Annotated in this window: 10 protein-coding genes and 1 pseudogene; 4 read left to right on the forward strand and 7 right to left on the reverse strand. The window is 61.3% G+C overall.

Features of this window, described 5'->3' with window-relative positions:
• A partial coding sequence (locus tag C3Y15_RS03875) for a diguanylate cyclase (protein WP_124259768.1) occupies window positions 1-215 on the forward strand: 215 nt, incomplete at its 5' end.
• Between the two features lie 87 nt (window positions 216-302).
• Entirely contained in the window at window positions 303-1,295 is a 993-nt protein-coding gene (locus C3Y15_RS03880) for an IS5 family transposase (RefSeq protein WP_124259769.1), read from the forward strand.
• Between the two features lie 130 nt (window positions 1,296-1,425).
• Here the strand turns inward: C3Y15_RS03880 and C3Y15_RS03885 are convergent.
• The 4 genes and pseudogenes from C3Y15_RS03885 to C3Y15_RS03905 form a co-directional block, all read right to left on the reverse strand.
• Window positions 1,426-1,606: pseudogene (locus tag C3Y15_RS03885) on the reverse strand (integrase core domain-containing protein); the annotation flags it as partial.
• Between the two features lie 12 nt (window positions 1,607-1,618).
• Window positions 1,619-2,653 carry a PDDEXK nuclease domain-containing protein gene (locus C3Y15_RS03890; RefSeq protein ID WP_124259862.1) on the reverse strand — a complete coding sequence of 345 codons (1,035 nt, stop codon included), beginning with the start codon at window positions 2,651-2,653 and terminating at the stop codon, window positions 1,619-1,621.
• Between the two features lie 583 nt (window positions 2,654-3,236).
• Window positions 3,237-3,683, reverse strand: a complete 447-nt coding sequence (locus C3Y15_RS03895) for an SET domain-containing protein-lysine N-methyltransferase (protein WP_124259770.1) — start codon at window positions 3,681-3,683, stop codon at window positions 3,237-3,239.
• 461 nt (window positions 3,684-4,144) lie between these two features.
• The gene (locus tag C3Y15_RS03905; protein ID WP_124259772.1) at window positions 4,145-5,200 is read right to left on the reverse strand and encodes a DNA-binding protein; all 1,056 of its coding nucleotides are present in this window, start codon (window positions 5,198-5,200) and stop codon (window positions 4,145-4,147) included.
• Between the two features lie 157 nt (window positions 5,201-5,357).
• On the opposite strand from C3Y15_RS03905, the gene C3Y15_RS03910 reads away from it, so the two are divergent.
• Window positions 5,358-6,599 carry a tyrosine-type recombinase/integrase gene (locus C3Y15_RS03910; protein ID WP_124259773.1) on the forward strand — a complete coding sequence of 414 codons (1,242 nt, stop codon included), beginning with the start codon at window positions 5,358-5,360 and terminating at the stop codon, window positions 6,597-6,599.
• Window positions 6,600-6,661: 62 nt separating this feature from the next.
• Here C3Y15_RS03910 and C3Y15_RS03915 read toward each other — a convergent pair whose 3' ends face one another.
• Entirely contained in the window at window positions 6,662-8,017 is a 1,356-nt protein-coding gene (locus tag C3Y15_RS03915; RefSeq protein ID WP_124259774.1) for an ATP-binding protein, read from the reverse strand.
• A gap of 217 nt (window positions 8,018-8,234) precedes the next feature.
• Window positions 8,235-9,407 carry a DUF3800 domain-containing protein gene (locus C3Y15_RS03920; protein ID WP_124259775.1) on the reverse strand — a complete coding sequence of 391 codons (1,173 nt, stop codon included), beginning with the start codon at window positions 9,405-9,407 and terminating at the stop codon, window positions 8,235-8,237.
• 1,253 nt (window positions 9,408-10,660) lie between these two features.
• On the opposite strand from C3Y15_RS03920, the gene C3Y15_RS03925 reads away from it, so the two are divergent.
• Window positions 10,661-10,879 (forward strand): hypothetical protein, encoded by a 219-nt coding sequence (locus C3Y15_RS03925; protein WP_124259776.1) that lies wholly within the window; start codon window positions 10,661-10,663, stop codon window positions 10,877-10,879.
• A gap of 145 nt (window positions 10,880-11,024) precedes the next feature.
• Here C3Y15_RS03925 and C3Y15_RS03930 read toward each other — a convergent pair whose 3' ends face one another.
• Window positions 11,025-12,017: an ATP-binding protein gene (locus C3Y15_RS03930; protein WP_134206803.1), complete on the reverse strand. Its 993-nt coding sequence runs from the start codon at window positions 12,015-12,017 to the stop codon at window positions 11,025-11,027.
• Between the last annotated feature and the right edge of the window lie 3 nt (window positions 12,018-12,020).

Genomic DNA, 12,020 nt, shown 5'->3' on the forward strand with positions numbered 1-12,020 from the left:
AGCACGTCGGCAGCGAATATGGGCGCGTCACCGCCAGCATCGGCATGGCGAGCTCGACGCCCGGTCAGGATGGAGACCCGGGTGCGCTGATCAAGGCGGCCGACGAGGCGCTGTACTACGCGAAGGCGACCGGCCGGAACAAGGTCTCGACCTTTCCCGTCGATGGATATGCGACCCTCAGACCGGCAGCTGTTGAAGTTCGCAGATGCTGCTAAGGAAACACTGATTTATCCAGCTCGGCGGTCATCGCTGACATAGCCGAGAACGTTGTAGAAGGCAGTTCACGGAACGGATCCTCGATGATGAAGCGGCAGATGAGCTTTGCGGAAGCGGAAAGTGCGGGCAAGAAGCGCGTGACCCGGCGTCAGCGTTTCCTGGACGAGATGGAGAAGCTCGTGCCGTGGCCGCGGTTGCTGACGGCGATCGAGCCGTACTATCCGAAGGGTGAGCGCGGCCGTCGGCCGATAGGTCTGGAGCGGATGCTTCGAATCTATTTCCTGCAGCAGTGGTACGGCCTGTCGGACGAAGGGCTGGAAGACGCGCTGTACGACAGCATCGCGATGCGTGCCTTCGCGGGAATCGATCTGGCTGTCGAGAATGTGCCGGATGCGACCACGCTGCTGAAGTTCCGGCGCCTGCTGCTCGAGCATGACCTGACGCGCAAGCTGTTCGATGAGATCGGTATCTCGCTGTGCGAAGGCGGGCTGATGATGAAGGAAGGTACCTTGGTCGACGCGACGATCATCGAAGCGCCGTCGTCGACCAAGAACGCCGAGAAGAGCCGCGACCCGGAGATGCATCAGACGAAGAAAGGAAACGCCTGGCACTTTGGGATGAAGGCCCATCTCGGGGTCGACGCCGATTCGGGACTGGTTCACAGCGTGGTGGGCACGGCGGCCAACGTGTCGGACGTTTCGCAGGCTCACGCCCTGCTGCACGGGCATGAAGAGGAAGCGTTCGGCGACGCGGGCTACATCGGCGTGGACAAACGCGACGAAATGAACGGCAAGCTGGTGAAATGGCGTGTGGCGGCCAAGCGCGGAAAGATCAAGGCGATGCAGGATGGCCCGCTGAAGGATCTGGTGAGCACGGTCGAGCGAACCAAGGCGCAAATCCGCGCGCGGGTCGAGCATCCGTTTCATATCGTCAAGAACCTGTTCCGTTATCGCAAGGTGCGCTACAAGGGACTGGCCAAGAACACGGCGCAGCTGTTCAGTCTGTTCGCCCTGGCGAACCTGGTGATCGTACGAAACCGGCTGCGTTCGGCTCATGGGAGCAGTCCGTCATGCGCGTGAAAAATGCGAGCAGGGAGGCTCGTTTACGAGCCAACTGCACCGAAATGAGCGCCGATTCGATTCGTTATCCGGAAAGTTCGACGTCATCTCACCTGAAACGTCGGCGGTTGGCCCATTAATCAGCATTTCCCTAGAGGTTGTTTCTCGATGCGGGAGGTCTAGCCATCGGCACTTTGCCGCCGATGGCGTTGCGAGCTCGATGCCAGTTGTAGTGGTGCTGCCAACTGGCCCCCGGCTTCGTTGCGATGGGCCGAGCTTTGGTATGTCGATGCGCAGCCCCACTCACGTGAAGCTGACCGGATGAAGCGTTCAAGGCACTGTCATCACGACTCTCGTTTATCATCAAGTCGGGCACGTGCCGCGGCGATCGATTGGTGCAGCTTCGCCTGCAGCGTCTCGCGCGGCGGTAGCACCGTGAGGTACTCAGCGACGTGAATGCCGCTTTTGCCAAGCTCAAGCAATTCGATCTGTTCTTGCTTCTTTCCCGCACATAGGATGATGCCGATCGGCGGCGCTTCATCCGGCTCCTGCTCGTGCTTGGCGAGCCAACGCAAGTACAGCTCCATCTGACTCTTGTACTCGGCCTTGAAGGAACCGAGCTTCAGTTCGATCGCGACGAGGCGTTTGAGCTTGCGGTTGTAGAACAACAGGTCGAGATAAAAGTCGTCGTCGTCGATCAACAACCGCTTCTGGCGCGCAACGAATGTAAAGCCGGCGCCGAGTTCCAGGAGAAACTGTTCCATCTCGCGCAGGATCGCATCCTCGAGATCGCGCTCGAGATAGTGATCGTTGAGGCCAAGAAAATCGAGGATGTACGGATCTTTCAGCACGAGGTCAGGCGTCATCTGCTGCGCGTTGCGGAGGTGCGCCACTTCGCGCCGAATCACTTCGTCGGGTTGCCGCGACAGCGCACTGCGCTCGAACAGCATCGACTGCATCCGCTCCTGCAACTGCCGCGACGACCAGCGCTCCAGGCGACAGAGTTCAATATAGAAGTCGCGCTTGAGCGGGTCGTCGACGTACATCAACATCTTCAGATGGGTCCAGCTCAATTCTCTCCGCAGTGCGGAGAGAATTGGTTCATCCGGAAACACCTCCGCCGCGCGGATGCAGTGGCGCAATTGCTGCTCGCTCCAACCGCGGCCGTACTCAGCTCTCAGTTGTCGTGCGAGCGCGGGGAGGATCTGTTGTCCATAGCCCGCGCGCTCCCCGCCCAGCAGATCATTTCGAATGCGACGACCAACCTGCCAATAAAGTAGGGTCAGTTCTGCGTTCACCGCCGCGGCCGCCCGGGCGCGCGCCGAATCAATCATGCGGCGGATGTCGGTCAAGAGGGATACGGGGACGAGTTCGGTCATCTTGTTGGGAATGGAGGAATCGGCGGGCCGGCACGCGCCGACAGTGGCCACGTTACCGGAATCTCGGCCACGGCGGAACCCTGCTGGGCGCTCCCCCAACTCTCTCCGCACCGCGGAGAGAATTCAGCCGCCGGCCCGCCGAAGCCCTTCCCTTTCGCCGGCGCTCGCAATAGGGCTTCATCACCGCCTGAGACGAAGTCGCCTCGCCAACAGCCCCGCCCGGGTCGAAGAACCTCTCCGCCCGCGTGTGACGGTGGCCAATGAACGCGCCCACCGGTGCCAGAAATACCAGGGCGCTGAAACGGTGACAGCACCGCTTTTCGATCGCCGCGGTGGGGGCGCGCAATTCCCTACAGGGAGTACCGCGCACGCCGCGGCTTCGCCCATGCCCTGAAATGAAGGGTAACATAGCCCTGACTATCCGCCCCTTCATTTTTTCGGGTCGAAAGGGTATATTTTGGATCGCGTCCGCCCGAACCCGCGCCCAGCAAGGCGCTCCGGTCACGTGCATTGAAAGAAAAGTAGCAGCAATGCAGAAGTAAAAGTGGAACCGGCATTGCGAACGCTTCCGGCAGGGGGCTCACTATTGGCTCGCCAAGGCCAGCATCGAACCGGTACATCGGCTGGTTCCGCAACGGCAGGAATAGTCGGCCGCCAATTCGGGGGTGATCGCCTCATCGATCGTGAGTCCATAGGCGATGAACAGTTCGTCGCCCGGCATCACGTCCTCGAGTGTCTCGATGAATACCCGCCCCCGCTCGTCCTCGATCGCCTCGCAGTTCGGCTGGCAGGAGTGGTTCAGCCAACGGGCGCTGTTGCCACCGATGCTGCCGTCGATCACAGACCCATCAGTCAGTCCGAAAATGAAGGTGTGGCCAGACATACCGGAGCGTCGATGCCGGGCCGAGGCTTGTCGCCACGAGGTCACCTCACCGCGGTATTCGAGGATCCGATGGCCGGCGGGAATCGCCCGGAGCGCGAAGACGCCTCGCCCATGAACCGATGACTTCCTGACCGTCACACGCCGCACTTCCGACTCCTGATCCGTTGAAGCCTGCGAGCATAGCGAGCCACGCGCCGCGCGGCAACCGGCACGATCGCGTCAGAATAACCCGGTCTGCCTGGGATCGCGTGGCGGGGGCCGGGATATGTCAGTCCGGCTGACTGATCCGCGATTGCCGCGGCTGGCTCCGACCCGCTGGAGCCACGCAAGCATCAGGCATTCCACAGCCCCATCGTTGAAACGCAACTCGAATACGCCGGTTTCGCCAGACCGACACCGCGCCGTTGCGCGAAACGATAGGCGCAGCCCCCGCCGTTTCGCACGGACCATCATCTGCGTCCGACTCATGCCGTGCCAGCAATCCGAAATGAAGCGGGCCACGGGCCCAGGCAGGGACTCGTGGGCAACGCCCTGCGGCAACGTCAGTCCGGCGAGTCGGTAGCGATCAGCCATGTAGTCCATTTCCCTGGCAGCCATTTACCCTGAACTTATACCGCTTTCTTGCGGCGCGTAGCCGGCTTGGCGGTCGGCACGGCACGCGTTGGCCGGGTCGGGCGTGGGGTCTTCCGCACGCCGGCCGAGGCAGCCGGAACGGCCGACGGCCGTGTTTCCCGCGCCCGCACTTCGGCCTCCCGCATCGCCATCACCTCCGTCTGCAGCCGCCCATTTTCCGCCTGAATGGCATCCAGCCGCCCCTGCAGCACGCCCGCCTGATGACGCGCATCGACCAGTTGCGCCTGCAACGCGGCCAGGTCGTTCCGATACTGGACGTCGCGCTGCTCAACGCGCGCGATCAGCGCGTCGAGCTCCTTCTGCAGCCGCGCGGCCGTCACACGCTCGCGATCGATCTCCTGCAGCGCCCGCTTCTCCGACGCGCGCAAGCGTTCTTCGGCACGATTCGCGTCGTCGCTCAGCCGGTCGAGCTGCGACGTGAAATCGGCGCGCGCCTGGGCCAGCGCACGATCGGCGTCCGCGTTGTCGGACTTCAGCCGCTCGACTTCCGCCTGCAGCGCGCGGCGCGATGCTTCGTCGGCCGCCCTCGCCTGCTCGAGCTCCTGGATGCGCACCTGGGCCGCCAGCAACGCGCTCGTGCGCTGCTCGAGCGCGGTTTCGGTCCGGGACAGATCGGCTTGCAATACGGCGACTTCCGCTTTCGCCGCCGCCCGCTCGGCTTCGACTTCGGCACGCAGTGCATCGAGTGCCGCGGCGGCATCGGTACTCGAGCGGCTCCACAGCGCGGCGACGAGCTCGCCCGCCGCGGCCTGCAGATCGGCCGGCAGGTCGGGATGCTCGATGCGCACCCGGCTTTTTTCCCGCAACTCTGCCCAGAACTCGCCCAGCACGGCGGCGGGCGTGCCCATGCTGCCACGCCTCACCAGCTGGTACAGCCGGTTCGCGGTTGGCGTCTGGCCGAAGCGGAAAAACAGCAGCGCACAGACCTCGCGGTACAGCTCGCGCGTCCTCGGGAATTCCACCTTCAGGCGCGCGATTTCGATGGCAAGGCGAGCCTCGTCAGGCTGGACGCTGGGCAGGGTATCAGACATGGGCCGGAAAAATCGCATCGAACACAGTTGATAATACAACGTATATCGCTATAAACCCAACTCATATAGCCAATTACACGACATTATTGCTATAATGTCGTGCATCTTCGATTGAGCGTCGCCTCCCGTTTAAGCTCACCTTCGAAACACCCGAACCGTGTCTCCTGCCCAGCTCACCACCGTGCAACCCGTCGAATCGCTCGCACTCCCCGAGCGTCTCGACGGCCGCGATGGCACCAATCGCGGCGCGCCCGAACATTCGCAGCTGGCCGCCCGCAACGACCTGGACGCCGTGCGCGCTTGGCTGTCGAACTACGCCGACACGAAAACGACGTTCGAAAGCTACCGCAAGGAGGCCGAACGGCTCTTGCTGTGGGCCGTCGCGCAGCTCGGCAAGCCGCTGTCGTCGCTCACGCACGAGGATCTGCGCCTGTTCAAGGCGTTCCTGGTCGACCCACAGCCCGCGAGCCGCTGGGTCTCGCTCAAGGATGACGGGTCCCAGGGCGGCAAGTATGGTCGCAGCGATACGCGCTGGCGGCCGTTCAACGGGCCCTTGTCCGCGGCCAGCCAGCGACAGGCGCTGGTGATCCTGAACGGCATGTTTACGTGGCTGGTGGACGCCGGCTACCTGCGCGGCAACCCGCTGGCGTTGTTACGCCAGCGCGCGAAGCGCTCGGCGCCGCGCATCAAACGCTACCTGTCGCCGTCCCTGTGGGACGAGGTCAAAGCCTTTGTCCACCAACTGCCGCAGGACACGGCGACGCAGCAGGCTTATGCCGCCCGCTGCCGCTGGCTCACGACGCTCCTCTACCTGCAAGGCATGCGCATTTCCGAGGTCGCCGGCGGCGCCATGGGTGACTTCTCCCGGCGCCTGGGCACCGATGGCCAGGACCAGTGGTGGCTCGAGATTCTTGGCAAGGGCGAACGCGAGCGCATCGTGCCGGCGTCGCCCGAACTGATCGACGAACTGACGCGGTACCGCAAAGCATGCGGCCTGCCCCCACTGCCCGGCCGGGCCGAGGACGCGCCGCTGGTCATGCCCTTCAGAGGCCAGTGCCGCTGCCTGTCGCGGTCGGCCCTTCATGATGCAATCAAAGGCGTCTTCGAGGGCGCCGCGTCGTGGCTGCGCGCGCGCGGACCGGAATTCGTCGATCGCGCCGACGAGCTCGAGCGCGCCTCGGCGCACTGGCTGCGGCATACGGCCGGCTCGCATCAGGCCGACGTCGGCATCGATCTGCGCACAGTGCGCGACAACCTCGGGCACGTATCGCTGAACACCACGAGCCTGTACTTGCACGAGGAAGAGGACAAACGACACCGCGAGACAGTACGCAACCACCGAATGAACTGGTGCAACGGGGACCCGGCCGAGCTCCCGTCTCGGGAGCCAAAGCGCTAATTGCGAGCCAACCCGGTTTGCCGTGCGAACAATCAAACTACGATTGTGCCGTGTCACGCGGTTCATTTCTTCCGGTCATCGCGCAAACGAACGCTGCCCGGTACGCGTGCATCATGGTAGCCACTTCGCATGTTCGCGGGAACGTGCATGCGTTGACGTTGGAGCGGCACGTCGCCATTGAGCTCGATGCCCGAGGCCTCCGCCTGCATACGAACGAAGCCTCGCAACATCTTTTCCCGGTACGTGTACCACCCTTGCCGCTGGGGCACCGCCTCAAGCACGGCCCCGTAGTTGTCTGCCTTCAACCTGCGGAGTGATTCCGCGAACTTGCCGTTTTCGAACACCACGGGACTCTTGCGACGCTCAATGATGGACTGGTAAGACTGCTGGATATCTTTGCTCTGACGGATAAGATCTTCCCCGTCGGCGGTTGCCCACACGAGGTCTTCCCATTCGGGCGGGCGCTGCAGAACCGCCTTCTCGTAAGGTTTCTTCAGCTCAACGTTGATTTGTTCGATCGCCTTACGCAGGCCCAACTGATAATGGTGAGGACCCAGGACGTCGCAGTCAGTCTCATCATCGAACGCCTGCCAGATCATATGCTCGGTTATCAGGTGCACGTAGTGAGGAAAGCCATCACTGACGATTGCAATGCGCCAGTTCACATCGTTGTCCACATCCAATCCGAACTCCTGCGCGGCCTGGGTGACGATCTCGCGCCGCGCCTCCCAGCCAAGGCGATGCACCTCAAACGTCGCAAGCTGCCGGTACGCCGATGGATGCGCGCCAAGCAGTTCTTCCAGCGAGCGACCAACGCCCGTGAAGATGAATTTGAGATCCACCTCCCGGTCCCCGAGCGCCTTTAACAACGCAGCGAACCGGTTGCGTTCCTGCGTGTCCGGAATCGTGTCGAACTCGTCGATCACGACGACGGGCTGCTTCGAATGCACGCGAGCCACTTCCCCCAACAGGTCCACTGCGTCTCCGATCGTCCTCAGCTGGTCCTTCACATCTTTCGCGCTGACCTCGCGCCCCTGCTGCCACTTCAGCCCGCGCCATTCGAGCGAGATACCGGTCTGCTCCTTGATGTTCGTCGTCCGCGAATAACCCATCGCTTGATTCGCGATGGTGGCGATGATTGAATCGAACGTCTCATTTGGCGAACCACCAACGACGATCGGTCGGTTGTCCGCGCTCTGGTACTCGTAGGCGGCCGTCGCTCCTAGTGAGCTTTTCCCCACACCACGGTCGCCGTATATGAAGATGTTGCGTCCCGGCGCCGATAGGGCACGGTCAATGTCTTCGAGTTCGCGCTCTCGGCCCTTGAGCTTTTCGGGTGTGCGCACCGGTTGCGCTGCAGATAACGCGACCTTCATTTGGTCGCGAACACGCTGTTTGTCATAGCCGGCGATTGTCATGCGTATAGTTCCTCGAGAATGGTTACTTTCGCGCCGTGCAGGCCGAATCGTCAGATATCCGTGGCAAGACCGCTCGCTCAGAAGGTAGGAAGGGCCCGGGAGCGATGACATGCGGCGCATATAGGCAATTTCTAATCCCTGCATTCAAGCGTCCGCACGACTGCCGCTTTCCAACACTGGTTTTGTATCGCGCAGCGTGGACTACAGGCAATCTGCTTCAAATGGGCACGCGTGCGCCGTCGTCGCCCCCAGAAGGCTGTTGTGGACTAGGATTGCTTACTGCGCGAAGGCGCCTTCCTTCGTCAATGGCCAACAGATCTCGCCCTTGCGCCATTTGCTCCGCAGTCGGCTCTGGCATCTCGTCGAACCAGCGACTCCATCGGGCACCGAGCGCGTTTAGGGAAATTTCGTCGGTGCGGCCGCGACGAAGCTGAGGTCGCACGAGCGCAAAGAGTTCCGGCGCGACCTCTTTCCGTTCCATGACGCGTTTGAACACCCACAGGTAAATATCGACAAGCTCCAATCCTGCGCTGTCGGCGCTCGAGGAAAACGTGATCGGGGTCGTGGGCATACCGCTATAATCCGTCGTCGGCAGGCCGGGACCGGTAAGCCACGGTATCCCCCGCATTGAGGCGAAGAGTTCAGCCAATGTCTTCTGCGCCTTGTTGAACTGCGATTGTTGGTCAACGGTTATCCGCGACTCCCTCCTTCCATGCTTCTTGATGCGCATCGCGATGCCATGCATCACCGACTGGAAGCCGACAATGTTCGGGGTAACTTGCAGCCTGTCCCTCTTGTTCTTGGTGTTGTAGTAAAGCTCGGAGGCATGCTTCGCGGCCCATTCAAGCGCGTCCGAAATGAGCTGGCGCGAGCGGGCATCCGGCAGACTCCCCACGCGGGCCCGCAGTTCGTCGCACACCGATGCGAGCTCCTGCTCGGCCTTCCCGTCGTCGATCTCAATCCGTGCATCCCAAGCTCGCTTGGCCAGCCCTTCGTCGAATAGGCTAGCCAGTTTCAATAGGAGCACGTAGCGCAACGGCGTCCAATACCCTGACCAGGTAATAGCAGGATTCATCCCTTGGTCGAACACCTGATCAAAAAAGCAAATGATGGCATGGTCCGGTTTTGCGACGCGATACAGATCGAACCGCAATTGAAGTACCGGTTCAAGCCTGACAAGGTCTTCAATTAGCGGAACCAATCCTCCGTTACCCAATTCAGCCGCATGCAACCGCGAAACCCCCGCCCGCCGGCGCAACCGTTGCATGCGATCCGCCGCGAGCAGGTCCACGTTACAGTTGCTCGAAAGCACGCCGTAGTACAGCATTGGTTGCTCCGGATCGAAGAGGTTCGCGCCCGTGTGTCCACTCTCATCCACATAGAAGTACATGACGTGCCCCCGACGGATTGATGACCAATCCCATATTTCGACTGTTGTATGAACGACCGCGTTCACTCGCGGTCGCACTTGCTTTCGTTCCACGGCGCCATCATAAGGACGGTCTTCTGGCACAGCCAGCGGCATGCTTCATCTACATCACCGACGCTGACGAAGCGAGGTCAAGCGCCACCGACATGCCGCGAGCGGGCATCGCTCAATGCTGCCGGCAACTCCGTTGCTTCTGATAACCACGACGAGGAACGTGACACTTCGACGGGAGCGACGTTGTCGCGCAACCCCTCCAAGTGCGCGCGCCAATGGCTATCGCCCCCGCAATCCCGAGCCAACTCATGATCGGTGTCGGCTCCGTCGAGCGGCAAGACACAAAAGCAAATCGACTCGCCGCGCCGATCGCCGCAACGTGCGACGACTTGGCGCCGCGGGAAATCATGTACGGGAAACGGCAGCCAAAGTGTCCGTCGGTGCATGCGCTGTTGATCAACCTCCGCCAGGAAAGTGCGAAAGCTATCTAAGCACGCTCGGCCTAATAGGTGCAGCGTGACCCATATTCTGGCAGAGCGACTCCAATTTCGCTGTGCAATTGGCGCGTATAGTGACAACCAGGTCGCGAGTCCGAGCGGTCCATGGAGCGGGCACTGCAATAGTGCGCTGGGTGTTCCGAAGCCCTCCCACTTACAGCGCCAGCGTAGAAACGCTTGTGCAACCGGACAAAAGGAAGTCGTCGTGTTCCCTGTCAACGACCAGCACAGATGGCGCGCGGCCGTCGCGATACAGGCTCGATGCCTCCTCCCGTATTCACGCATGATCCAGCGCCGCACAGCCTTGTAACATCCGCGGGCCAGGATATCGCTGCTACGCACATAGTCGCTAGCGAGTTCCAGATCGATCTCTTCTCGTACTTCGTCATCCTCGATCGCGTCGCTGCAGGCATACAGGGTCCACGCATGCGATGGCGGCATCCGAAAATGCATCGCCCCGCGATCTTCGGTTCGAATCACTGGCAAGCGATTTTCCAATCGATCCTGCAGTAGCCCCCGATACGTCCGTCCCACACGAAGGTTGTCAGGACCTTGCGCCGGCAAGAACCACGGATGTGCACATGATGGGCAATTGAACGGTGTGCGGAATACATTCGGCCGCAAGCGATACGGGATCGTTGCCCCACATTGCTCGCAACGCTGGACGAGTTGAACTCGATGAATCGGGCACTGCTCGCTGGCCCGATACTGGAATGCGCTGAGATGGACGCCCTCAATCGAACATTTCGGGCACCAGCGCAACGTCGCGAAAGCAATTCGCTCGAGTCGATGCGAAGGCATGATGAAAGCAGCCGCAACGTCCTTGAGCGGCACGCGCAACACAGCCATCATGCGCGGCACGTCGAAGCACCGTGCGTCGCGCAAATCGAGATCCCGCGACGTACGCCGACGACCATCGCGAAAGGCAAACGCATCGACTAGCTCCGCACACGACACCGCGTTGAGTCGCGAAACTTGGCAAGCAAGGCCAGCGAGGATTCGCCTGGAGCATGCCAGTCATCGCGCCAACACCAAGGTGCATGAGTCGACGATTCAATGCCCAGCAAGAGAATATCGAAACGACGTGTCATTGCGCACGGCCCTCGTCCACGAATACGATGCGCAACTCCTCCAGCGCTGCGACAAAGTTCGACTCGTCGACCGCTTGCCTCCAACAGGCCGCACTAAGCGCAAAACCTGGATGATCGTGTTCCATGTTGTCGGTCAACGCGATTTCGATGGCTCGTGTCAGATACTCCATCGGGATCTCCATTGGAAAATCGAATCGCGCATATTGGTGAGCCGAATCGAACGCCCCCCATAGTCGCTCGTGCTGCTGACCAAGCCGAAATCCGTGGTCAAACGCGCGCTGCAAGAAGAAGCGCGTGTAGGTCCACCCAGTTCCCTCTGGAAACACTGAACTGTCGTACGCGCCGAGCGGCATCTTGAGGTCCTCGGCACCGCGCAGACCAGCAAAGCGCATTTCCTCGACCATGAAACGTGCGACGACCTGCGAGGTGTCGACATTTTGCTTGAAGGAACTCTTGCGGTTGAGAATGCCGGGCTGGCCGACCAGAAACGTGAACATGCGAATACCGCGGCGAGATAGCTCGTCCTGCACGTCACGCAACCATTCGTAATGCTCGAGATCCAATCGCTGCGCTTCGTCGACAAACACAACCAGCGTATTGCCGCTGGCGCGCTCGACCATCTCGGCGAGCCGATGGTAAAGCCGCAAGCGCCGCTGAAAGGCAGATCCTCTGTCGGCCCGCTCATGGCGGGTCGCCTCGAGCAACATGCCGAAGAAGAGCGCCTCCGAGCGCGATGGGTTTTGCGGCATGCCCATCGAAAGCACGACGATACGCCGCATTTCGTGTTGCAAAAGCCTCGCGCAATAACGAATTGCGTATGTCTTACCCCATCGGGTGTGACCGTAGATGACGGCACCGGCAATCCCTCGCCGCACGCACTGCCTCACCAGCGCGTACATTTCGGCGATCGCTGGCGTCGGCACGATGTACGTCTGATTGCGCAGTGGGTGCTCTGCCTGGTCAACAGGTCGTTGCAGAGAGTCCGGCATGAC

This window comes from Burkholderia sp. B10, assembly GCF_004368385.1.
GTDB classification, from domain to species: Bacteria; Pseudomonadota; Gammaproteobacteria; order Burkholderiales; family Burkholderiaceae; genus Burkholderia; species Burkholderia vietnamiensis.

Excerpts from the sequence above, each read along its gene's own strand:
- C3Y15_RS03930 (WP_134206803.1), bottom strand. The coding sequence starts at position 12,017 with ATGCCGGACTCTCTGCAACGACCTGTTGACCAGGCAGAGCACCCACTG.
- C3Y15_RS03920 (WP_124259775.1), bottom strand. The coding sequence starts at position 9,407 with ATGTACTTCTATGTGGATGAGAGTGGACACACGGGCGCGAACCTCTTC.
- C3Y15_RS03880 (WP_124259769.1), top strand. The coding sequence starts at position 303 with ATGAAGCGGCAGATGAGCTTTGCGGAAGCGGAAAGTGCGGGCAAGAAG.
- C3Y15_RS03905 (WP_124259772.1), bottom strand. The coding sequence starts at position 5,200 with ATGTCTGATACCCTGCCCAGCGTCCAGCCTGACGAGGCTCGCCTTGCC.
- C3Y15_RS03915 (WP_124259774.1), bottom strand. The coding sequence starts at position 8,017 with ATGACAATCGCCGGCTATGACAAACAGCGTGTTCGCGACCAAATGAAG.
- C3Y15_RS03890 (WP_124259862.1), bottom strand. The coding sequence starts at position 2,653 with ATGACCGAACTCGTCCCCGTATCCCTCTTGACCGACATCCGCCGCATG.
- C3Y15_RS03925 (WP_124259776.1), top strand. The coding sequence starts at position 10,661 with ATGGACGCCCTCAATCGAACATTTCGGGCACCAGCGCAACGTCGCGAA.